General features: G+C 64.3%; 19 protein-coding genes and 1 pseudogene. 2 read left to right on the top strand and 18 right to left on the bottom strand.

Annotation, left to right across the window (positions count from 1 at the left end):
• Positions 1-9: 9 nt before the first annotated feature.
• The 10 genes and pseudogenes from J0M27_RS03930 to J0M27_RS03885 form a co-directional block, all read right to left on the bottom strand.
• Positions 10-1,236, bottom strand: coding sequence for a class I SAM-dependent methyltransferase (locus J0M27_RS03930; RefSeq protein ID WP_294987674.1), 1,227 nt, complete (start codon positions 1,234-1,236; stop codon positions 10-12).
• A gap of 45 nt (positions 1,237-1,281) precedes the next feature.
• Entirely contained in the window at positions 1,282-3,180 is a 1,899-nt protein-coding gene (locus J0M27_RS03925) for an ABC transporter ATP-binding protein (RefSeq protein ID WP_294987672.1), read from the bottom strand.
• Between the two features lie 149 nt (positions 3,181-3,329).
• Positions 3,330-3,941: a transcriptional activator RfaH gene (locus J0M27_RS03920; protein ID WP_294987670.1), complete on the bottom strand. Its 612-nt coding sequence runs from the start codon at positions 3,939-3,941 to the stop codon at positions 3,330-3,332.
• On the bottom strand, positions 3,938-4,285 hold the full coding sequence (locus J0M27_RS03915) for a MarR family EPS-associated transcriptional regulator (RefSeq protein ID WP_294987668.1): 348 nt from the start codon (positions 4,283-4,285) through the stop codon (positions 3,938-3,940). Before J0M27_RS03915 ends, J0M27_RS03920 begins: the two co-directional genes overlap by 4 nt.
• 91 nt (positions 4,286-4,376) lie before the next feature.
• A complete protein-coding gene (locus J0M27_RS03910) occupies positions 4,377-5,213 on the bottom strand; it encodes a DNA ligase (protein WP_294987666.1) in 837 nt (278 codons plus the stop codon).
• Positions 5,214-5,256: 43 nt separating this feature from the next.
• On the bottom strand, positions 5,257-5,502 hold the full coding sequence (locus J0M27_RS03905) for a hypothetical protein (RefSeq protein ID WP_365962114.1): 246 nt from the start codon (positions 5,500-5,502) through the stop codon (positions 5,257-5,259).
• A 53-nt stretch (positions 5,503-5,555) separates the two neighbouring features.
• Positions 5,556-6,014, bottom strand: a pseudogene (locus tag J0M27_RS03900) (GDP-mannose 4,6-dehydratase); the annotation flags it as partial.
• Complete coding sequence (locus tag J0M27_RS03895) at positions 6,011-7,489, bottom strand: mannose-1-phosphate guanylyltransferase/mannose-6-phosphate isomerase (protein WP_294987664.1); 1,479 nt, start codon at positions 7,487-7,489, stop codon at positions 6,011-6,013. The gene J0M27_RS03895 and the pseudogene J0M27_RS03900, both read right to left, overlap by 4 nt.
• The gene (locus J0M27_RS03890; protein ID WP_294987662.1) at positions 7,482-8,489 is read right to left on the bottom strand and encodes an NAD-dependent epimerase; all 1,008 of its coding nucleotides are present in this window, start codon (positions 8,487-8,489) and stop codon (positions 7,482-7,484) included. Before J0M27_RS03890 ends, J0M27_RS03895 begins: the two co-directional genes overlap by 8 nt.
• Positions 8,486-9,277, bottom strand: a complete 792-nt coding sequence (locus tag J0M27_RS03885; RefSeq protein WP_294987659.1) for a glycosyltransferase family 2 protein — start codon at positions 9,275-9,277, stop codon at positions 8,486-8,488. The genes J0M27_RS03890 and J0M27_RS03885 overlap by 4 nt, the downstream gene beginning before the upstream one ends.
• 80 nt (positions 9,278-9,357) lie before the next feature.
• On the opposite strand from J0M27_RS03885, the gene waaC reads away from it, so the two are divergent.
• Together waaC and waaA are read left to right on the top strand one after the other, a co-directional pair.
• Complete coding sequence (waaC, locus tag J0M27_RS03880; protein ID WP_294987657.1) at positions 9,358-10,323, top strand: lipopolysaccharide heptosyltransferase I; 966 nt, start codon at positions 9,358-9,360, stop codon at positions 10,321-10,323.
• The gene (gene waaA, locus J0M27_RS03875; protein WP_294987654.1) at positions 10,323-11,600 is read left to right on the top strand and encodes a lipid IV(A) 3-deoxy-D-manno-octulosonic acid transferase; all 1,278 of its coding nucleotides are present in this window, start codon (positions 10,323-10,325) and stop codon (positions 11,598-11,600) included. The genes waaC and waaA overlap by 1 nt, the downstream gene beginning before the upstream one ends.
• On the opposite strand, the gene J0M27_RS03870 is transcribed toward waaA, so the two are convergent.
• From J0M27_RS03870 to J0M27_RS03835, 8 genes are all read right to left on the bottom strand, one after another.
• Positions 11,581-12,897 carry a TolC family outer membrane protein gene (locus J0M27_RS03870; RefSeq protein WP_294987652.1) on the bottom strand — a complete coding sequence of 439 codons (1,317 nt, stop codon included), beginning with the start codon at positions 12,895-12,897 and terminating at the stop codon, positions 11,581-11,583. The two genes, waaA and J0M27_RS03870, sit on opposite strands and share 20 nt — an antisense overlap.
• Before the next feature lie 171 nt (positions 12,898-13,068).
• Positions 13,069-13,392, bottom strand: a complete 324-nt coding sequence (locus tag J0M27_RS03865; RefSeq protein WP_294987650.1) for a rhodanese-like domain-containing protein — start codon at positions 13,390-13,392, stop codon at positions 13,069-13,071.
• Between the two features lie 3 nt (positions 13,393-13,395).
• Positions 13,396-14,052, bottom strand: a complete 657-nt coding sequence (locus J0M27_RS03860) for a protein-L-isoaspartate O-methyltransferase (RefSeq protein WP_294987649.1) — start codon at positions 14,050-14,052, stop codon at positions 13,396-13,398.
• Positions 14,053-14,117: 65 nt separating this feature from the next.
• Positions 14,118-17,234, bottom strand: coding sequence for an efflux RND transporter permease subunit (locus tag J0M27_RS03855; protein ID WP_294987648.1), 3,117 nt, complete (start codon positions 17,232-17,234; stop codon positions 14,118-14,120).
• On the bottom strand, positions 17,231-18,304 hold the full coding sequence (locus J0M27_RS03850) for an efflux RND transporter periplasmic adaptor subunit (RefSeq protein WP_294987646.1): 1,074 nt from the start codon (positions 18,302-18,304) through the stop codon (positions 17,231-17,233). Before J0M27_RS03850 ends, J0M27_RS03855 begins: the two co-directional genes overlap by 4 nt.
• Positions 18,301-21,432: an efflux RND transporter permease subunit gene (locus tag J0M27_RS03845; protein ID WP_294987644.1), complete on the bottom strand. Its 3,132-nt coding sequence runs from the start codon at positions 21,430-21,432 to the stop codon at positions 18,301-18,303. The genes J0M27_RS03850 and J0M27_RS03845 overlap by 4 nt, the downstream gene beginning before the upstream one ends.
• Complete coding sequence (locus tag J0M27_RS03840; protein WP_294987642.1) at positions 21,429-22,487, bottom strand: efflux RND transporter periplasmic adaptor subunit; 1,059 nt, start codon at positions 22,485-22,487, stop codon at positions 21,429-21,431. Before J0M27_RS03840 ends, J0M27_RS03845 begins: the two co-directional genes overlap by 4 nt.
• A complete protein-coding gene (locus J0M27_RS03835) occupies positions 22,484-23,122 on the bottom strand; it encodes a TetR/AcrR family transcriptional regulator (protein WP_294987640.1) in 639 nt (212 codons plus the stop codon). The genes J0M27_RS03840 and J0M27_RS03835 overlap by 4 nt, the downstream gene beginning before the upstream one ends.
• Positions 23,123-23,191 lie beyond the last annotated feature (69 nt).

The raw sequence follows: 23,191 nt of genomic DNA, 5'->3' as shown, positions 1-23,191 counted from the left end.
ACAGTATCATCAGAGCACCCGCACTTCGGGGACGTGAACGATCCACTTTCCTCCGGAGGCCATGAAGTCGCGCTCCTTTGCCATGATCTCCTCGGCATGATTCCAGGCAAAGAGCACGGCGTAGTCGGGTGGATCTTCCTTGAAGGTCTGGTAGGGAACCACGGGGATATGCATGCCGGGAGTGCATTTCCCCTGCTTGATGGGCGTGGTATCGGATATGTAAGCGATCAGATCCGGGCCGATTCCGCAATAATTCAGGATAGTGGTGCTCTTCGATGTTGCGCCATAGCCTGCAACTTTTTTTCCCCTGGCCTTGAGGTCCCGGAGCAAGGAGACAAGCTTGGTTCTGGATTCTTCCACGCTTGCCCTGAAGCTTTCGAAGGTGGCCAGCCGGTCGAGGCCCTGTTCCTGCTCCCCGGCTACCAGGCGAACCACCGAATCGCCGACAGGGTATGCCCCCCGATGGGCAAGCACGTAGCGCATCGAACCGCCATGCGTCGTCTGGGGTTGGACGTCGATCAATTCCATTTCATGCAAGCCGAAGAGGTAACGGATGGACAGGGCGGAGAACAGGAAGACGTGTTCGTCGTAGATCTGGTCATAGGACGTCTTGGCCACCACATCACCGAGATAGGGATCTTCGAACATGACCACCCCGGTTGGCTTCAGCAGCTTCTTGATGCCTCTTACGACGCCGGTGATATCCGGTATGTGGCACATGACATTAGCCGCCAGGAAAGCGTCAGCCTGACCATGTTCGGCAACGATGGATTCAGCAAGTTGCTCAGTGAAGAATTCGGAACATGTACGCACACCGTGCTTGTTGGCTTCCCGTGCAACATTTAGCGAGGGTTCGATCCCTAGGTGGCGTAGATTCTGCGCGGCAAAGTTTTTCAGCATGATTCCGTCGTTGCATCCGAGTTCAACGACAAATGGATCGTCCTTCACCAGGTATCCCGACCGCAGCACCTGATCGGCAAATTCCTTGAAGTGCCTTGCCATGTAGTTCGATGTACTTGAATAGAACGCGTAGTGATCATGAAACATCTTTTCCGGGTCGGGCTGTTCGATCAGCTGGAACATCATGCTGGCCTCCGAGAATCCCGCTTCCATCGGGAAAAAATACTCTCCGGAAAACTGGTGCGGCTCGAGGAATCCGTTTCCCAGCGGCTGCCGTCCGAAATCGACAACCGTGGTCAAGGGTGTGCCGGCGATCCTGCAGAGTGTTGTTTTCATCGATCTTCCCGGGAAATGTTGGAATGCACGTATTGAAAGGAAAACTCAGGTCGTCCGGGGCGCACCCTGCACGGCGCTCGGATCGGCGCATTCGCCAACCCGGACAATCTGGGTACACCCCTTCAGGGTTGTAAGGCGATGGGCGATGATCAGTATTGTCAGGTCACCGCTGAGTCCTTCGATCGCCTGCATGACCGCCTCTTCGGTTTCGCTGTCGAGCGCGCTGGTGGCCTCGTCGAAAATGATGACGTCCGCCTGCTTGTACAGTGCCCGCGCGATGCCAATGCGCTGGCGCTGCCCGCCCGACAACCGGACGCCCCGCTCGCCGACAAAGGTCTGATATTGCGCTGGCCACGCCTCGATGGTTTCGGCAATCTGTGCCTGACGGGCGGCATGCCTGATGCGCTGGTGGTCGATCATTGCCTTGGGGATTCCGAAAGCAATATTTTCCTCTATTGTGTTGTCGGCAAGGTAGATTGCCTGCGGAACGTGCGCAATATGGGCTTGCCAGGCACGGGTGGTCGCTGCCGTAATGGCCTGTCCGTCAATTTCCAGCGTGCCTTCGGTGGGTGGCAAGAGCCCCATTACGATGTCGAGCAAGGTGCTTTTTCCACTGCCTGTCGTTCCGACAAATCCGACGCGGCTGCCCTTTTTGATCGACAAATCCAGATCTCTGAGCACCCAAGGTGCATCGTCTGCGTATCTGAACGACAGGCTCCGCAAATCTATGTCCCGGCGGAATGGAAGCGGAGCCGGAAGCGGCTGATCGGCATGGTCCGGAAGAGGTTGGTCGAGCAGGTCGATTGCGTCCTGCAAGGAGGCCTGACCACCCTGGATCCCGGTGAATGCCATGTACGCCTGCTGCAACACTGGCAGGAGGCGCTGAGCGCCAAGGGCAAGTGCTCCGAGGACAGGAACGGCCCTGGCGACGCCATCAGGTTGGCTGGCAAGCGAAAACGCGAGTGCGGCGATGAGCAGCATTCCCAGCGCTTCCATCCCGTAGCGAGGACTGGCACTAATGAAGGCGCTGCTTCCTTGGGCGCAGCGCAGTGGGTAGTCGGAACTGTGATAGATACTGCAGTAGGCAGCCTGACTTCCGTCAATCAAGACATCCCGAATTCCGCCGAGTCCTTCCTGCAATGCCTTTATCCGCTGTGTTGCTTCGCGGGCTATGCGCTGTCCATTGCTCTGCAACCGCTTGCGGACGAACAGAATGATCAGGATGTAGATCACTCCGAATCCAGAGAATGCTGCCAATGCGACCACTGGGTCCACCAATAGCAGCGCGACAAGGATTGAAGTAAGGATGAAGAAAGTGGTCGCGAGGGTGAGAACCATCACGATGGTCCCGATTACAACTCCTGACTTGTCCGAAATGCCGCTGATGATTTCGCTGCTGTTGCGGGCGACGTGAACTGAATAGGGTTGATACAGCGTGCGGCGATAGATGCTGATGCTAAGGTCGGCGCCGGTCGCGTAGGAAAGACGCGTACTGGCCCAAAGCAGAATCAGTCGCATCGCTCCAGCCGTGAGCGCGGCCAGGCAAAAGACGGCTGTTAGTGGCATCAGCAGTTCGGCTGGCTGGGTAAAGCCGAGTGCCTGAACCAATGGCTGGGCGACCGGATGCGAGAACACCTTGTCCGGAGCAGTCAGGACACCCAGAAACGGCAAGACCGCCCCGATACTCAACACCTCTGCGAACGATGCAAGAATCATCAGCAGCAGCAGCCACCCGAACTGGGCGCGCCGTCGCGAACCAATGTGGTGCCAAAGCTTTTTTAGCAGATGGGATATTGGTCGGGTCGAACTCATGGCGAATATCAGGATGGGAAACTGAAACGTGAAGCCGAGATGCCCTACCGGCGGCTTGGGGCTGGTGGCATTCGACTCCGGCGCCGTCCTGCCGGCGCCGACTCTTGAAACAGCACCTACTTTTCCGTGCACGCTACCGCCATGCCCGTGCACGGGATGCACAGCACTTGACAACACAATCCTTCAACCTGCCTCGTTCCGCGTGCCGACTGCTCAAACAGCACCAACGGGGATCTGCATCGGACGCGCCGCGTCCTCCAACGGCCTACCCCGTCAGTTGGTCAGTTGGCCAAAAGCAACTGATGGTGACTCATTCGCACTCGCGTATCGTGGCCAAGCAGATGCATCAGGACAACAACCCGATCCCGTGCAATATCGGTAATCAATCCCTCAAGTCCGGCCAGGGGGCCATCGACGACCCGAACGCGCTCGTCACATCGGAAAGGACTCAGGTCCTCGTCACTGGCCGCATTCTGCCGGACCTCGAAGTCCCGGATGCTGCGCAATGTGTCCAACTGCATCACCGCGGGATCGTGGCCGAACCGGACGATTCCCGACACGCCCAAAGTACTCCGCACCGGTGCGATCGATTGATCCGGTGATCCCGGCTGCAAAAAAAGGTAGCGCGGGAAAAGCGGCTCCATTCGTGCCTGATGCCGCCCACGAAGGCGCTTCAGCGCCTTGATCTGTGGCAGATACACGGAATAACCCTGACGCGCGAGGTTTTCCCTCGCAACGTTTTCCTGTCGCGCCTTCACATGAACGACGTACCAAGGCCGATTTAGTGCCAACGCGGCGCCAATCGATACATCGAGGCCGGGTGCAGGGCTTGCCGGACCATCATGCACGCAGGCGCCCGCCTGCGCGACCCCGCCTTCGCGCAAGCCCATCATGCGGAAGCCTCCTGTTCGGTTTCGCGCCGGAGTTCCTCTATCTCGTTGCGAATGGCTTCGTATTCCGCCATCTTGTGTTTCAGGTAACTGACAGCGAGGCGAGCCTTCGCCTCGATTCCGCCCGGCGTTAGCAAGTACATGTACGCACGCTTGTTGCCATGGTTGCGAAATCCGTGGATCTTGATAATCCCTTTTTGCACCAATGCCTTGACGCAGTAATTTACCTTCCCCAGGCTCACACCCATGGCCTGGGCCATTTCCCTTTGATTGATCCCGGGATTGGCTTCGATAAGCTTCAGCAGTCGGTAGTGATGCGGGTCGGAAGACACGGTTTGAGAGGTCATGTTCATTCGTTGAACGTGATTCTAGCCCGACACGGCACGAGCGACAAGTGAGGAGGCTGGTAAACCTGTCGTCGCGGAATCGCTCGGTGCATCAGAGCCCATCGCGCACCCTCAAATATCTCGGAAAGCGCGGCATTCCGTTTGGCGTAAGTTCGCGATAGCGGTAGGTGACGAGGGTACCCGGCGGCGGCGCGTTGCGTCGCAGGGCGTCTGACAGCCCACTACCAAGGGCAAAGCGACGACCGTCGCCCATTTCCATCCGCAAGGCGCCAAGCATGCCGGCGTACTTGCCCTTGCCGGGCAAGTGGGCGACGACCACCGCTTCGGCGTCCTGCCAGGGCGTCAGCTTGAGCAAGGCACTGGAGCGCCCGGTTTCGTAGGCAGCATCGGCGCGGTGGAGCATGAGACCTTCACCGCCACCACGGACAACCTCATCCAGTTTAGTGCGCAGCGCGGCGTCATCGGGCAATCGGAACTGGGGAACGGCCCGCAGCCAGGGCAAATTGGCCTTGGCGGTAAGGACACGCACTTTTTCGACGCGGTCGGTGAAGCTGCCGGAAGCCTCCGGCAGTTCGAAGATCATGTAGAGCACCCGCCGCCATTCGCTGTCGTCCGGCTGCTGACGGCGGACGATAGCGGACAGTCGGTCGAAACTGGACCGTCCCAGCCAGAGTTCTCCATCGAGCGGTTGCCCAGGCAGCGGGTCGAGGAACCACTGCGGTGCGGGCACCGGATTGCCGCTGCGAAAGCGAAGGATTCGGCCATCCCAGACGGCGCGCACGCCATCCAGTTTTTCGCTGACCCAGTACTGTCCGACATCGACCTCCCCGCGGTAGCGTTCTGCCAGGAGTATTGACGGCGGTTCCGGCTCGGCCGCCAATGCCGACAACTGGCCCACAGACCCAGCCAGAGTCAACAGAAGCGCCATGATTCGCGAACTTGTTCGCCAGCCCGCCCTTCTTAAAAGGCCTTCAGCCGCCATGGCGGGCCATGAAATCCCGATACGCCATGGCGATGCCTTCGCGCAGCGGAATCCGCGCCTGCCAGCCGATGTCGCGCAAGCGGCTCACGTCAAGCAACTTCCTCGGCGTACCATCCGGCTTGCTGGCATCGAAAGCGATGCGGCCGGCGAAACCGACCACCGACATCACGGTCTCGGCAAGTTCGAGGATGGTGACATCCTCGCCGACACCGATGTTGTAGATGCCATCAACCACCCCCTTCTCCATGAGGAAGACGCAGCCATCCGCCAAGTCGTCGAGTTGGAGGAATAGAAAGGTGTCGTCTCCTTCTGTGGCGTCTCCTGCACCAGGCCAAACAGCTCCGACGTGCTGGCCTGGTAGAAACGGGTCTTCTTTTCCATGCCGAGGATGCGTATCGCTTCCAGCACCCGCAAGGCCCCCAGGGCATCGGAGTTGGCGGTGTATTCGGGCTCCTCGAAACTCACGGCGACATGGCTTTGCGCCGCGAGGTTGTAGATTTCGTCGGGCTTCACCTGCTGGATGATGCGCACCAGGCTGGAACTGTCGGTCATGTCACCGTGATGCAGTACGAATTTCCGGTTCTTCTCGTGCGGATCCTGATACAGGTGATCGATGCGGTCGGTGTTGAACAGGGAGGTGCGGCGCTTGATGCCGTGCACCTCGTAGCCCTTGCCGAGCAGGAATTCGGCAAGATAGGCCCCATCCTGGCCGGTGACGCCGGTAATCAACGCGATCTTCTGGTTCATGGTTTGCGTCCGTAATTGTCGTCGAAGCGCACGATGTCGTCCTCGCCCAGGTAGCTGCCGGATTGCACCTCGATGATCTCGAGCGGGATCTGTCCCGGGTTTTCCAGGCGATGCTTGACGCCCAACGGAATGAAGGTCGATTCGTTTTCACCCAAGAGCAGCACCTCGTCGCCGCGCGTAACCCTCGCCGTGCCACTGACCACCACCCAGTGCTCGGCGCGGTGATGGTGCATCTGCAGCGAAAGTTTGGCGCCCGGACGCACCACGATGCGCTTGACCTGGAAGCGTTCGCCGCTGTCGATTCCGTCGAACCAGCCCCACGGTCGGTGCACCTTGCGATGCAAATCGGTTTCGCTGCGCCCTGCAGCCTTGAGCCGGCTGACGATGAGCCGGACATCCTGGGTACGGGCCTTGGGCGCGATCAATACGGCGTCGGCGGTTTCCACCACCACCATGTCTTCGCAGCCGAGGCAGGCGACCAGGCCATGCTCGGCGATGACCAGGTTGCCGTGCGAATCCTCCATCCAGACGTCGCCCTTCACGGCATTGCCGTCGGCGTCGCGGTCGATCGCCTCCCACAGCGCATCCCAGGCGCCGACATCCGACCAGCCGACGTCGAGCGGAATCACCCGACTGGGAATCCGCAATTCTTGGGTGGTCGGCAGCTTTTCCATCACCGCATAGTCGATCGAATCCGCCGGGGATGCCGCGAAGGCATCGGCATCGAGCCGCAGGAAATCACCATCGTCGTGGGCCTTCGCAACCGCCGCGTTACACGCGGTCAGAATTTCCGGCGCGAAATGGCCAATGGCCTTCAGCCAGACGGAAGCGCGCAACATGAAGATGCCGCTATTCCAATAGTGGCGTCCATCCGCAACGTAGGTCGCCGCGGTGGCCGCGTCAGGCTTCTCGCGGAAGGCCCTCAGGTCCATCGCCGCGCCGGGCGCCGTGTCACCAGCGACCGAAGGAAGTCCCTGTGGGGCGCCGACTTTCACTTCGATGTAGCCATAGCCGGTTTCCGGACGATCGGGAAGGATGCCAAACGTCACCACGGCGCCGCGTTCCGCCTCGGACAGGCCCCGCAGCACGGCAGCCCGGAACGCGGCAGGATCGCGCACATGATGGTCGGCCGGCGTCGCCAGCAGCACCGGGTCAGCGCCGGCGCGCGCCGCGTATACCGCCGCCGCCGTCAGGGCCGGCGCCGTATTGCGCCCGGCCGGTTCCAGCAGCAGCGTCCATGCCGACAGCCCGAGCTGGCGCAACTGCTCGGCGGTGATGAATCGATAGTCCTGGTTGCTTACCACGATGGGCGCGCCCAGCGGCAGGCCTTGCAGGCGGCGCAGGGTGTTCTGCAGCAGGCTCTCGCCGCCCAGCAGGGGCTGCAATTGCTTGGGATGCTTCTCGCGCGAGACAGGCCACAGGCGCGTGCCCGATCCGCCGCTGAGGACAACAGGAACAAGTTGCGAATCAGGCATTCGTGTAGCTCCGGTACCAATCGACAAAACGCCGCACGCCATCGACCAGTTCGGTCCGCGGCTTGAAGCCCGTTGCGCTGGCAAGGTCCGCGACGTCTGCATACGTCGCCTGGACATCGCCATTCTGCATCGGCAGGAAGTTCTTCGCCGCCTTCTTTCCCAGGGCCTGCTCGAGAGCTTCGATGAATGCCATCAGTTCCACCGGCTGGTTATTGCCGATGTTGAAGATGCGGTAGGGCGCCCAACTGGTGGCCGGGTCGGGCGACAACCGGTCGAAGCCCGGGTCGGCCTGCGGCACGCGGTCCAGCGCCCGGATCACGCCTTCGGCGATGTCGTCGATGTAGGTGAAGTCGCGGCGCATCTTGCCGTGATTGAATACGTCGATCGGGCGACCTTCCAGGATCGCCCGGGCGAACAGGATCGGAGCCATGTCGGGACGACCCCAGGGTCCATATACCGTGAAGAAGCGCAGTCCGGTGGTCGGCAACGCGTACAGATGGCTATAGGTATGCGCCATCAGTTCGTTGGCCTTCTTGGTCGCGGCGTAGAGGCTGACCGGGTGATCGACGTTGTCATGTTCCGAAAAGGGCATGCGCTCATTGCCGCCGTATATGCTGGAACTGCTGGCATACAGGAAATGCTCGACACCGTTGTGGCGGCAACCTTCGAGAATATTGACGAAACCGACCACGTTGCTATCGACGTAGGCATGCGGATTCTTCAGCGAGTAGCGCACGCCGGCCTGGGCGGCGAGATTGACGACGCGCTGCGGGCGTTCAGTGGCGAACAGATCGGCAATGCCGGACCGGTCGGCGATGTCGAGTCGCGATATCCTGAAGCATGGACTGCGCGTCAGCCGCGCCAGCCGCGCCTCCTTGAGCGCGATGTCGTAGTAGTCGTTGAAGTTGTCTACGCCGATCACCTCGTCGCCGCGCGCAAGCAATAGCTGGCAGACATGCATGCCGATAAACCCGGCGGCGCCAGTGACCAGGACTTTCATGGGGAATTCCGCTGAAAAGCCAGCATTTTCGCATATTTGGCGAAGCTGGCGCCGCAGCCGACGAGGATGTGCACCAGGCCGGGAAGTCCGTCCAGCAGGCCCAGCCGGAAGAAATAAAACTTGGCGAAGCGCAGCAGCGGCGACAGCAGCAGGTGCGCCGGCGTCGCCCGCCGGCCTTGCGCCAGTGCCGCCTCGGCCGCAATCGTGCTGTATCGGTTCTGCTTGGCCAGGTAGGTGTCGAGCGACTCCGCCGACTCGTGCAACAGGTCGCCCGCGAGACTGCCGATTTCGCCCCCGGCAACCACTTTCTCATGCACCGGATCATCCGACCAGCGCGCGCGGCGGCGGTCGAACAGGCGCAGGCACCAGTCGGGATAGCCTTCACCATGCTTCAGATAGCGCCCCATGAACTTGTTGCAGCGTGGGAAGCGATAGGCCGCAAAAGTTCCCGCAGGCACGCACCGCGCTGGCGCCCCACAGGGACTGCCTTCGGTCGCTGGTAACACGGCACAAATACTCTCGCGCAGGCGCTCGCTCACCCGCTCGTCGGCGTCGATGCACAGCACCCAGTCGTGGCTCGCCTGCTCCACGGCGAACTGCTTCTGCGGGCCGAAACCGCGCCATTCCGAGCGGATCACGCGCGCGCCGTGGCGTTCGGCGATGGCCACAGTCGCATCATCGCTGCCGGAATCGACCACCACGATTTCGGCGCAGAACGCCACGCTGGCAAGGCAATCTTCCAGCCGATCGGCCGCGTTGAGGGTGATCAGGACGGCGGTAAGCGGCATTCGATGGTCTGGAGTCATGGGCGGCTATAATTGCAGGCGGGATGCATTTTACGGCGCAAGACATCATCCCGCCCCTACCGATGCGCATTCTCCTGATCAAGACATCCTCGCTTGGCGATGTGGTCCACAATCTGCCGGTGGTCACGGATCTGCGCGCGAATTTTCCGAACGCGGCGATCGACTGGGTGGTGGAGGAAGCCTACACGGACATCGTCGGCCTCCATCCCGACGTGCGGCACAGCATCCCGGTGGCACTGCGGCGCTGGCGCAAATCCCTCCTGGACGCAAACACATGGCGCGAGCTGCGTGCGTTTCGCGCCGGCCTGCAGATGCAATCCTACGATAGCGTGATCGATACGCAGGGCCTGCTGAAAAGCGCACTGCTTGCCCGCATGGCGCGCGGTCGGCGCTGCGGCTACGCGGCATCCTCGGCGCGAGAGCCGATCTCGGCACGCCTCTACGATGCGTGCTTCGAGGTGCCAAACGATCTTCACGCCGTCGCGCGCAACCGGCAACTCGCGGCGCTTGCCGCCGGTTATGCGGTCGCAGCGGCCCCTGTTTATGGAATCACGGTGCCGCCGGCGACCGAAGGAAGTCCCTGTGGGACGCCGACACTTGCTGGACCCCATGCCGTGCTGCTGACCGCGACCTCGCGCGACGACAAGCTGTGGCCGGAAGCATCCTGGATCGCACTGGGGCACGCCTTGCACGGACGAGGCCTGACTTGTCTCCTGCCGTCGGGCAGTGGCACCGAACGCGAACGCGCAAAGCGCCTCGCGCAGGTGATTCCCGATGCTGTCGCATTGCCGCCGATGGGCTTGCGCGAACTTGCCGGGCAGCTCGCCGGCGCGCGCATCGTGGTCGGTGTCGACACCGGCCTGGTGCATCTGGCAGCCGCGCTAGGACGCCCGACGCTTGCCCTGTTTGCGGCCTCCGACCCGACGCTGACGGGCGTCCTCGCCGCCGCGCCGGCGATCAACCTGGGTCGCCGCGGCGAGCCACCCCCGGTCGACGCGGTGCTGGCGGCGGCCATGCCGCTGATCTGATGGCACGCTTCCTTTACAGCCTGGCGATACTCGCGCTGCTACCCTGGGCGGTCGCGCACCTGCTCTGGCGCGCCCGCCGACAACCGGAGTACCTGCATCACTGGGGCGAGCGCTTCGCCCGTTACGGTGCTGCGTCCGGGTCCGCCGGGCCTACGATCTGGCTGCACGCCGTATCGGTAGGCGAAACACGGGCGGCGCTGCCCCTGGTCGCGGCGTTGCGCGAAACCTATCCGGATCACCGCATCCTGTTCACCCACATGACGCCGACCGGACGCGCCACATCGGAAGCGCTGTTCGGCGACAGCGTCGAGCGCATCTACCTGCCCTACGACACGCCCCGGGGGATGCGCCGCTTCCTGCGCCACTTTCGGCCCCGCCTCGGCCTGATCATGGAAACCGAACTGTGGCCGAACCTGGTCGCCGCCTGCCGCGAGGAATCGGTGCCACTGCTGCTGGTCAATGCCCGGCTATCGGATCGTTCCGCGCGCCGCTACGCGCAATTCGCGGCGTTGACGCGCGAAGCCCTGGGATCACTGAGCGCCATTGGCGCACAGTCGAACGCTGATGGCGGACGACTGGAAGCCCTCGGCGCGCGTCACGTCACCGTGACCGGCAACCTCAAGTTCGATATCACGGTGCCGGCCCAACAACTCGAATTGGGTGCCGAGCTGCGCCTGCGACGTGGCAGCCGCAAGGCCTGGCTCGCCGCCAGCACCCGCGAGGGCGAGGAGGCGCTGATCCTCCGTGCCTGGCGCCAGCTTGGATCCGCCGGCGGTCGTTCGGATGGAACTCCGGCGCTACTGGTCATCGTGCCGCGCCATCCGCAACGCTTCGGCGACGTGGCGAAGCTTGCCCGCGAAAGCGGCTACCGCGTGCAATTGCGCAGTGAAAACACGGTGGTAGCTGGCGACACGGATGTGCTTGTTGGCGACAGCATGGGCGAGATGTTCGCCTACTACGTGTCGGCGGACCTCGCCTTCATCGGTGGCAGCCTGCTCGATTTCGGCAGCCAGAATCTGATCGAGGCGGCGGCCTGCGGCACGCCCATCCTGATTGGACCATCAACCCGGAATTTTGCGGATGCGGCACGCGCGGCCGTGACCTGTGGTGCGGCGCGGACGATCGTCGATGCCGACGATCTTGTGGGCCAGGTTAAGGACCTGCTGGCTGATGATGCGGCTCTGCAGGCAATGGGCAGTGCCGGACGCCGCTTCGCCGAGCGCCATCGCGGCGCCACGGCACGGACCATGGATTTGCTCAGTCGAGCAAGCCGTTGATCGCGGCGACGTCGTTCTCGGACAGGCTGCCGGCTGCCGCCTTGAGCTTCAGCAGGGCGCCCAGGGTGTCCAGCCTGGCCTTGGCCAGCTTCTGACGCGTATCGAAGAGCTGGCTCTGCGCATTCAGTACGTCAATGTTGATGCGCACGCCGACTTCATACCCGAGCTTGTTTGAATCGAGGGCCGACTGCGAAGAGGTGAGCGCCGCTTCGTAAGCCTTTACCTGCGCGAGGCCGGAGCTCACGCCGAGATAGGCCTGGCGTGCGTTGAGCGCGGCGGTGCGGCGGGCGTTTTCGAGGTCGGCTGCCGCCTTTTCCTTCAGGGCGACCGCTTCGCGGTCGCGCGATGCGGTGACGCCACCGGCAAAGATCGGGATCGACAACTGCAGTCCGACGGTGCTCGACTTGCTGTCGAAGCCGCCCGTGGTGCCACCCCCGGCACCGCTGCGGCCGTTGGTGGCCACCAGGTCCAGCGTCGGGTAGTGTCCGGCGCGCTGTTTCTCGATTTCGCGCACGGCAATCTCATACAGCGCTTGGTAGATCTGCACCGACGCGCTCGCCGTCTCGGCCATCTCGACCCATTTGGCAATGTCGGCCGGCTGCGGACCCGCAAGCTGCACGCCCGGCTTCAGATTCTTGAGGCCTTCCGGTTCCTTGCCGATCACGGCGCGCAGAGCCTGGCGCTTGACGTTCAGGTCGTTCTGGGCGGCAATCTCCTGTGCGCTGGTCAGGTCGTAGCGGGCCTGCGCTTCGTGGGTGTCGGTGATGGTCGCCGTGCCGACCTCGAAGTTGCGTTTCGCGGATTCCAGTTGCTCGGCAATCGCCACCTTTTGCGCCTTCGCCGTTGCGAGCACATCCTGCGCCAACAGCACGTCGAAATAGGCCTGGGCGGAACGCACGATCAGGTCCTGCCGCGCCAGCCCGAACTGGGCTTCGGCCTGGGCGACGGCAAGTTCCGCCTGGTTGTAGGCGACCCAGTTCTGCCAGCGGAACAACGGTTGCGTCAGCCTCACTTCCCAGCCATTGCTGTTGTAGTCGCGGTTGGCGGTGGTGGCGCCGGTGACGCGCGCGGTGGTTTCGCTGTCGGTCCATGTCGTGCTGGCGCCGAAGCCGATGGTCGGCAGCAAACCCGAACGGCCCTGAGGCAGCTTTTCGCGGCCGGCATCCACCGTGGCCTTCGCCGCGGCAAACTGGGCATCGTAAGCCAGTGCGTCGCGATATACCGCCATCAGGTCGGCGCCTCGGGCGAGGCCGGAGGACAGGCAGCCGGCAATCATCAGGAAAAGGACATTTCTCATGCTTGCTCCGCGGCTCAATGCCAATGTGGAACGACTCGTTCGAAGCGACCCGATTTAGTCGAGCCAAGCGAGCCGATTGGTAGCCCCCCGCGAGGGGGGATGGGGGGGCGGGCCGACAATTCGCCCTTCGCGTGTTTCATCATCTAAGGATAGAACTCGGCGCCATGAGTGTCAGTAGGTCGGCATGGCCGGATCGACATCCCGCGCCCAGGCGGCGACGCCGCCCTGCAGGTTGATGACGCTGCCAAAACCCAGTTGCTCCAGATACATGCCGGCCTGGAAGCTGCGTGCACCGTGATGGCAGATCATGACGATCTCGGCGTCGCGATTCAGTTCATTGTGGCGCGCCGGAATGCCGCGCATGGGCATCGAGAGCGAGCCATCAATGCGACAGGTGGCAAATTCCCACGGCTCGCGCACGTCGAGCAGCAGCGGCTTGCTGCGTTGCGGGTCGGCCAGCCATTGACTTAGCTGGGCGGCGGAAACCTGGCGCATGGATCAAAAAACGAAGGCCGGCGCCGGCTCGGCATCGCGCAGGGGCGCGACCACGGTTTCGAACACGGCCACGCGGCTGAAGCCATCTGCGTTGCGCCGATAAAGAACGGCCTCCATGGCAGGCGCAGCGCCCTCGAAGGCAAACAGCCGGCCACCCGGCTTGAGCTGGTCGAGCAACACCCGCGGTACCTTGGCCACCGACCCGGACACCATGATCGCGTCGAAGGGCGCATGGGCCGCCAGTCCGGACAGGCCGTTGCCGGCTTCCACCACCACGTTGGTCACTCCGGCGCGACGCAGGTTCGCGCGTGCCGCCTCCGCCAGTTCCGGATCGATCTCCAGCGACCAGACATGGTCGGCATGGGCCCCCAGCAGGGCCGCCATGTAACCCGAACCAGTGCCGATCTCGAGCACGTTCTCATGCTTCTCCATGGCCAGCGCCTGCAGCGCCAGGGCTTCGACGATCGGCGCGCACATGCGGGCACCTTGTGTGCCGCCGAGCGGCACTTCGGTATCGGCAAACGCCAGCCGACGCAACGCCGGTGGCACGAATTCCTCGCGCTTGACCACGTGCAACACCTCGAGCACGCCCGGATTCAGCACCTTCCCCGGACGCAGCTGCTGCTCGATCATGTTGAAACGCGCTTGTTCGAAATTCATTGATGTCTCCTGAACTCTATATTAGCATACTCTAATGTTTAACTGATGCCGACAAGGGCAGGATTCTACGCTGCCGCCGACTCGGCGACAGGTTCCTTGACCCGGAACCAGGCCGCATACAGCGCCGGCAGGAAGAGGCAGGTCAGCACCGTGGCGACGATCAGCCCGCCCATGATCGCCACTGCCATCGGCCCCCAGAACACCTGTCGCGTCAGCGGAATCATGGCCAGGATAGCCGCACCGGCGGTCAGCACGATGGGCCGAAAGCGGCGCACCGTGGAGCCGACGATGGCCTCCCACTCGCTCTTGCCGGCCTGCTCGTCCTGCTCGATCTGGTCCACCAGGATCACCGAGTTGCGCAGGATCATGCCCATCAGCGCAATCACGCCGAGGTTGGCGACGAAGCCATAGGGCACCTGGAACACCAGCAGCGCCAGGGTGACGCCGATCAGGCCCAGCGGTGCGGTCAGCAACACCAGGAAAGTCCGGCTGATGCTCTGCAGCTGGATCATCAGCAGGGTGATGACGCCGACGATCATCAGCGGCACCACGGCCTTGATCGAGTTCTCGCCCTTGGCCGATTCCTCCGTCGATCCGCCGAGTTCGATGCGAAAGCCCGGCGGCAGATTGGCGCGCAGTTCGAGCAACTGCGCATCAATCTGCGCCGAAATCGCCTGCGGCTGCATGGCACCGACCGCATCGGCGCGCACCGTGATCGCCGGCAGCCGGTCGCGGCGCCAGATCAGGCCTTCCTCGAGCACCGGCACGAGGCGCGCAACCTGGGCGAGCGGCACATGGCGGCCGTTGGCGGTGACCAGGTCGAGGTCGGGCAGGCGCGACAGCGTGCGCGGATCGGCATCGCCCCGGCGTCCGGCGTCGGCGCGCCAGACCACGTCGATCAGCTGGTCGTTCTCGCGGAACTGGGTCACGGTCGCCCCGACCAGCCAGCCCTGCAGGGTCAGCGCCACGTCCTGGCTGGATACGCCGAGCGCACGGGCACGATCCTGGTCGATCTCGACGCGCACGGACTTGACGCGGTCGTTCCAGTCGAAATTCACGTTTCGCAGGTTCGGATGCGCCCGCATCACGGCGGCGATGCCTTCGGCGTTGTCGCGCAGGGCCAACAGGTCCTCTCCCAGCACGCGGAACTGCACCGGATAGCCCACCGGCGGCCCGTTCTCCAGGCGCACCACACGCAGCCGCAGGTGCGACCAGGACCCGTCGTCAGACTGGAATGCCGCTTCGAGACGGTTCTTCACCTCCTCGCGCTCCTTGAGGCCCTTGGTGACGATCACCATCTGGCCGAAGTTGTCGGCAAAAAGCTGCTGGTCGAGCGAAAGGAAGAAGCGCGGCGCGCCGTTGCCGATGTACGATGACCACGAGGCGATGCGCTCATCATTGGCCAGCAGGGCCTCGACGCGCTTGACCTCGCGCTCGGTGGCCTTGAGCGAGGCGCCCTGCGGCAGCCAGATGTCGATCATGATCTCCGGCCGGCTGGCGGCGGGAAAGAACTGCTTCTGCACCCCCTTGTTGAAGGCCACCAGCGACAGGCCGAACATCGCCACCGTAGCGCCGATCACCAGCCAGCGATGACGCAGGCACCACACCACCAGGGCGCGGAAGCGCCGGTAGAAGGGAGAGTCGTAGATGTCGCCGCCATGTTTCTCGGCGATCGCGCGCAGCTTCACCGGGTCGAGAAGCTTGTAGCCGAGCCAGGGCGTGAATATCACGGCGACGATCCACGACACCAGCAGCGAGATGGTCACCACCTGGAAGATCGAAATGGTGTATTCGCCGGCGCCCGACTTGGCGAAGCCCACGGGTGTGAAGCCGGCGGCCGTGATCAGCGTGCCGGTCAGCATCGGAAAGGCGGTCGAGGTATAGGCGAAGGTCGCCGCCTTGAAGCGGTCCCAGCCCTGCTCCATTTTCACCACCATCATTTCGGCGGCGATGATGGCGTCGTCGACCAGCAGGCCGAGCGCGATCACCAGCGCGCCCAATGAAATGCGCTGCAGGTCGATGCCGAAGATCTTCATGGCGAGAAAGGTCATCGCCAGCACCAGCGGGATCGACAGCGCCACCACGGTCCCCGTGCGCCAGCCGAGGCTGAGGAAGGACACCGCGAGCACGATGATCATCGCCTCGCCCAGTGTGCGCACGAAAAGGTTGAGCGAGGTCTTGACGATCTGCGGCTGGTCGAACACGGCATGCACGTCCATGCCCACGGGCAGGTCGAGCTTCAGGCGGTCCATGGTTTTCGTCAGGTTCTCGCCGAGATCGATGACATTGCCGCCGCGCGCCATCACCACGCCCATGCCGATGGCGTCGCGGCCGGCCACCCTCATGCGCGGTGCCGGCGGATCGACGAGACCGCGGCTGACGCGCGCGATGTCGCCGAGGCGGAAGGAACGCCCGCCGACGGCGAGCAGGGTTTCGCGGATCGCGTCGACGCTGTCGAAAGGCCCGGTGACGCGCAGACGCACGCGATCGGTCTCGGTTTCCACCTGCCCCGCGGGCGCCACGGCGTTCTGCCGCTGCAGGGCGTCGAACACCTGGCTCGGCACCAGGCCCATGGCGGCAAGGCGGGCGGGGCTGACGTCGATGTAGATCTTCTCGTCCTGCACACCGATGAGTTCGATCTTCTTTACGTCCGGCACGCGGCGCAGTTCACGCGCCAGTTTGTCGGCCTCGCGCCGCAAATCGCCCATGGTGTAGCCGGTCTTGTCGTCGCGCGCAGTGAGGGCGAAGATCTTGATCTGCACGTCGCCGAACTCGTCGTTGGGGAAGGGGCCCTGCACGCCGGCCGGCAGGGTATGGCGGATGTCGTCGAGCTTCTTCCTGACCTGGCGCCAGGCCTCAGGCACCTCGGTCTTCGGCGTGTAGTCCTTGAGGATGACGATGGTCAGCGATTCGCCGGGCTTGGATGCCGTACGCAGCACATCCACCCACGGCGTCTCGGCCAGCTTCTTTTCGATGCGCTCGGTCAGTTGCTGCTCGACCTGCTGCGCATTCGCCCCCGGCCACAGGGTGCGCACCACCATGACCTTGAAAGTGAAGTCCGGGTCCTCGGCGCGCCCCAGGCTGAAAAAGGAAATCACGCCGCCGACCATGAACACGATCATCAGGTAAAGCACCATGGACTGGTGCCTGAGCGCCCATTCGGAAAGGTTGATCTGCTTCATTTGCCGGCGGCCTGGACGGCAATGCGGACCTTCTCGCCCGCGGTCAGCAGGTTGACGCCCGCCGCCACGATCTGTTCGCCGCCGGCCAGGCCCTCGCTGACCACCGCGCCCGCATCGGTCAAGGCCGCCACCTTGACGCGCTGCAGATTTACCGTACCGTCAGCGCCGACTTTCCACACCGCCGGCTGGTCGCCCTGCTGGAAGACCGCGGCCAGCGGAATCACCAAGGTCCCGCCGGCGCCCGCCGTCCCGGTGAAGCGCACCGTGGCCGTCATGCCCAGCGGCAGGCGCGGGTCGGCATCCTTGAGGCTGATTCGCGCGGCAAAGGTGCGCGTCACCGGATCGGCAGCGGGGGCGATCTCACGCAGGCTGCCGGCAATGGGCTTGTCGCGCCCCGACCAGATTCGCACCTCGGCTGCCTGCCCGAGCTTGAAGCCGGTGACCTCGCCCTCGGGAATGCTGATCGCGATTTCGCGCTCGCCATCGGGTGCGAGGCGAAACACCGCCTGGCCGACGCTGACCACCTGCCCCGGCTCGGCCAGCACCTGGCCGATGACGCCGGCGCGGTCGGCCACCAGCGTGGTGTAGGCCGCCTGGTTTTTCGCCAGTTGCGCCTGCGCCTCGGCGGCCTTGAAGGCGGTCTCGCGCGCATCGAGCGCGGCCGCACTGACGAAGTTCTTCGTCCTGAGATCGCGGGTGCGCGCCAGGTCGGCCGCCGCCAGGGCACGCTGCGCCTCGGCCTGTGTCGCCTGCAGGGCGGCATCGGCCGGATCGAGCCGCGCCAGCACCTGGCCGGGCTTCACCGCCTGCCCGACGTCGGCGCGACGCTCGACGATCTTGCCGGGGATGCGAAAACCCAGCGTGGTCTCGATGCGGGCCCGCACTTCGCCGCTGTAGCTGCGTTCGGTGCCCGAATTCGCCGTATCGCCACTGGTGCCAGCCGTTGGGTTTATGGTAGCGCCGACTTTCAGGGTACGCACCAGTTTCAGGGGCGCAGCCGGCGCGGGCGGCTCGCTGCAAGCAACGAGGAACAAGGCGGCAAGCGTTGCCGCGAAAGGGATTTTGTTCATTCTCTGACTCCGGAAAAGCGGCGCATGGCCATCCAGTACATGAGCGGCATGACGAACAGGGTCAGCACGGTCGAAAAGCCGAGACCCCAGACAATGGATGCCGCGACAGGCCCCCACAGCAGCGACTTGCCGCCGAGGCCAACAGCCAGCGAAAACAGGCCGCCGATGGTGGTGACCGAGGTGATGATGATCGGCACCACGCGGCGGCGCGCCGCATAAACCGCCGCATGCAGCACACTCATGCCCGAAGCCAGCCGGTCGTTGGCGGCGTCGATCAGCACGATGGCGGAATTCACCGCGATGCCGGTCAGGGCGATGACGCCATAGAGCGTGTAAAGCGAGAGCGGGATCGACGCCACCAGCAGGCCCAGTACCACGCCGGTGAAGGCCAGCGGCACGGTGACGAGGATCAGCAGCGGCTGGAAGTAGCTCCTGAACTGCGCGGCGAGGATCAGGTAGATCAGGCCGACGCCCATCAGGAACAGCACGGCCATGGCGTCGAGGCTCTCGTTGATGTCGTCGAGTTCGCCGGAGAAATCGATGTCGGTATTGGGGAACTGGTTGGCGACCTTCTTCCATTCGGCGGCGATGATCTTGTTGGCGGCCACGGTGTCGGTGACGGCCTTCTCCAGATCGGCTTCCACGGTGATGGCGCGGCGCAGGTTGTAGTGCTTGATCACGCCCTTGCCGATTCGCGTCTCCTCGCGCACCAGGGCGCGCAGGGTCGTCGTTCCGCCCGCGGGCAGGGCGACGGGATCGTCGAGCAGACGCGTGATGTCGGCGCCCACGGTGCCGGCGGACTTGCCGCTGCCGTGGCGGGCGCGCACGCGCAGTTCCAGCTTCTCGCCCTTGTCGCGCATCATGGCGACGATCTCGCCGTCGGCATGCAGGCGCACCAGGCGCGCCACGCGGGCAGCATCGAGCCCCGCCGCGCGCAAGGCGCCGCGATCCAGCGCCAGCACGAGTTCCGGCCGGCCGGGTACGTCGTCGTCGGCGACGTCGCGGGTGCCGGGAACGGCGCGGACGATGGCCAGCAGCGCATCGCCGGCGGCGCGAAGTTCCTGCGGTTCGTCATTCCTGACGCGCGCCTTGATCGGCTTGGCCAGCGGCGGCCCGCCGGAAATCATGGTGAAGGTGATCTTGCCCGGCGTGGGGATGGCCTCGATCTCGGCGCGCATCGATTCGACGATTTCATCGACGTCGCGGCCGGTTATGCCGTTGTGGTTGCGCGGGTTGAGCGATACATTCACCTGGCCGTAGGATTCGCCGTAGAGCGGCTCGGTATCCGAGAACTTGACCCCGGCGTAGGACGACATGCTGCGGGCCTCGTCGGGTTTCAGGTGCTTGCGTACCGCGGCCTCGATCTTTTCGGCATTCGCCAGGGTTTCCTCGATCGGCGCGCCGGCGGGCATATCCACGTTTACATAGAACAGCCGGATCGGATCGAAGGCGAAGAACTGGATGCGCACCATGCCGGCGCCAACGGCGGCCACCGCGCCCAGCATCAGGCCGACGGCGATCACCAGCGAGCGCTTGGGGCGGCGCAGCACCCACAGCAGCGCACGGGAATACTTGACGCGCAGCAAGTGGTTGAAGCGGTCGCGCCAGTTGTTGAGATGACCGTCTCCGGCCGTGGGCGCAATCACGGCCATGTGCGCCGGCAGCATCCAGTAGGCTTCGATCAGACTGATCAACAGCCCCAGCGTGACGACGAAGGGAATCACGAACATGAACTTGCCGACAATGCCGGGCAGCAGCATCAGCGGCAGGAAGGCGGCAACGGTGGTCAGTACCGAGGCCGTCACCGGCGCGAACACCTCGCGCACCGCACCGACTGACGCACTATGCACCGGTTCGCCGCGCTGCATGCGGTAGTAGATGGTTTCCACGACGACCACGGCGTCGTCGACCAGCATGCCCAGGGCGATCACCACGCCGAGCAGCACCGAGATGTTGAGCGTGTAGCCCAGCGCATGGAGGATGGCAAAGGTGCCGGCGAGCGAAAACGGAATCCCCAGCCCGATCAGCAGGGCGACCCGCGTGCCCAGGAACAGCCAGGTGATGGCGAGGACGATCAGCAGGCCCTGGATCGCATTGCGCTCCATGGTCGTGATCGCCTCGCGCGTCGGCACGGTCTGGTCGTCGAGCAACTGCATCTGCACGCCTTCGGCGGCGAAGCGCGGGTTCTGCGTGGCGATGTAGTCATTCACCTGTTCGACCAGCTTGAGCGTGTTGGTCTGGCTCTTCTTGGTCACGGCGAGGATCACCGCGCCCTTGCCCTGGTAGCTCGCCAGGCTGCCGGCCTTGGCGCGGCCACGCGACACCTCGGCGATCTGCCCCAGCGGCACCGGCTCGCGGCTGCGCGCCGAGGCGACGGGAATGCGCGCCAGTTCCTCCGGATCGGCGCTCTGGCCGACGACTCGCACCAGCCAGGCGGCGCGCTCGGCATCGCCCTGCACCTCGACCTTGCCGGCGAAGGTGTCGCGGAACCAGGCGTTGATGTTGTCGGAGACATCGGCCGCCGTCAGGCCGCGGTTGGCCAGCGCCATGGGGTCGAAATCCACCTGCAGTTCAGGGTCGCGCAAGCCGGTGGGGAAGACCTGGTCGACGCCAGCTATGCGTTCGATATCCTCCTTGAACTGACGCGCGCGCAGGCGCAGCACCTCGTCGGCGGCCTGGCCGGTAACCAGCACCATGGCCGTGGGGAAGCCGTTCGAGGTGGTGATCTCCATCACGCGGGGGTCCTTGGCCTCCGGCGGCAGCTCGCTCTTGGCCTTGTTCTGGATGTCGCGGCGCAGGTCGTTGATGCGTTTGTCGAAGCTGCGTTCGTCGATGTCGCGGAAGCGCACCAGGATCGAGACCACGTTCTCGCGCGACGAGGACATCACGAAGCGCACGTCGGCCACGCCCTTGATCGCGTCTTCCAGCGGCTTGGTGACGCGCTTCTCGACATCCTCTGCCGCGGCGCCGGGCAGGATGGCGGTGACCATCACCCAGTTGAAGTTGATCTCCGGATCCTGCTCGCGCGGCATGGCGAGGTAGGCCAGCGCGCCGAGCACCAGCACCACCGCGAAGGCGATGTTGGCAAACGGATGGTTGCGGATCAGGCCCGCATAGAAACCTGTCATTTGCCGCCTGCCTGCAGCGTTACGATCATGCCGTCCTGCAGCGCATGGCGGCCGCGGGTGACGATGCGCGCGTCAGGCGAAAAGTCGGCGCTGGCGGGACGGCCCTCCTGGGCCTGCGGCAGCGCAAGGAAGCGCGCGGTGTTGCCTTCCAGAACGAAGACGCCGTAACTCGAGTTGCGCCGCAGGATGTACTCGGCGGCCAGGTGCGGCGTCGGGTCGCGCCAGACCAGCCGGCCTTCGGTACCCGGCGCCGGCGGCGTGGCGACGAAGGCGTAGCGGGCTTCCACGGTCCGCGCTTCGCGATTCACCGCCGGCGAAACGCGGAGCGGCTTGAGCTCGTGCCCTGTGCCGGCGGCATCGAAGCCGACCTTGGCCGCTGCCGCGAGGCCTGCCGCATCGCGCGCCTGGACCTGGGCGACGACTTGCATTTCCGAGGTGTCGGCCAGGGTCAGCAAGGGTGCGCCGGGGGTGGTGATTTCGCCGACCTGGGCGCTGCGTGTGCGCACGATGCCGGCGAAGGGCGCCACGAGCTTGCACTTCTCGACGGTACGCCGCGCCGTGTCGCGCGCCGCCTTTGCCGACGCGACGTCGGCCTGCGCCGCCGCGAGTTCGGTTTCGCGCAGGGTCAGCGCCTCGGCCGAGATGAAGTTCCGTTCCTTGAGGCTGCGCGCCCTTGCGGACTGCGCCTCGGCTTGCGCCAGGCGGGCATTGGCCTGGGCCAGCGCCGCCTCGGCACGCGCCAGCGCCAGTTCGGCATCCCTGGCATCGAGCTTGACCAGAACTTGGCCCGGCTTGACCTTGTCGCCGCTGTCGACAGGTATGGCGACGATGCGCGCGGCGAGTTCGGCCGCCAGCCGCGTTTCGTTCTTGCCCTGGGCGGTTGCCGGCGCCTCGCGCTCGGGCAGGAAAGCCAGATCGGCGAAGCGGACCGCGTCGACCGCCGGTGGTCCGGATTTCGCCGGTGGCGCATCGGCCGGCTTGTCCCCGCAGCCGGAAAGCCCCAGAAGAATGGCAAGGCCGAGGGGGTACAAGCGCCGTCGCAGGCAGATGTTCATGGCGCGCTACCCTCGGCAGCCAGGCCGTTCAAGGTCAAGTCGAGGTGGGTCTGCAGATAGGCCGCGGGATCGTGGGCAACGCCGCAGCACGCGCCCAGGGAATAACGCCAGATCAGCAGCAGCAGGACCGGGGCGAAGATCACGTCGATCGCCGTCTCGACATCGACCGTCCGAAACTCGCCGGTGGCGATGCCCCGCTGCAAAACGCGGCGCATCAGCTCTCGGCTGCGGGTGATCACGTTGTCGTGGTAGTAGGTCGCCAGCGCGGGGAAGTTGCCGGCTTCGCTGATCATCAGCTTGGGCACCCCGCCCAGCGAGGTGCTGCCGATGCGCGTCCACCATTCGAGGATCAGCCCGCGCAGGAGATCGGCACTGCTGCCGGTGAAGCTATCGACCATGCCTGCGCCTTTCTCAAGCACCGGCAGGATGCCTTCCTGGACCACGGCCTTGAACAGCGCTTCCTTGCTGTCGAAGTACAGGTACAGCGTACCCTTCGATACCCCGGCGCGCGCCGCGACGTCTTCCAGGCGGGTGCCGGCGAAGCCCTTTTCGACAAAGAGCTCCAAGGCAGCGGCGGTAAGTTCGGCCGGGCGGGCCTCCTTGCGACGCTGGCGGGGTGGGGCGATGATATCCATGATGACCACTCAACTAACTGACCGGTCAGTCATTATCCGAGAAGCGGGGGGCATGGTCAAGCGGCGCGT

Origin of the sequence: Sulfuritalea sp. (assembly GCF_017302275.1) — a bacterium.
Classification (GTDB): Bacteria; Pseudomonadota; Gammaproteobacteria; order Burkholderiales; family Rhodocyclaceae; genus Sulfuritalea.
This window is presented reverse-complemented; position numbering and strand designations above follow the sequence as displayed.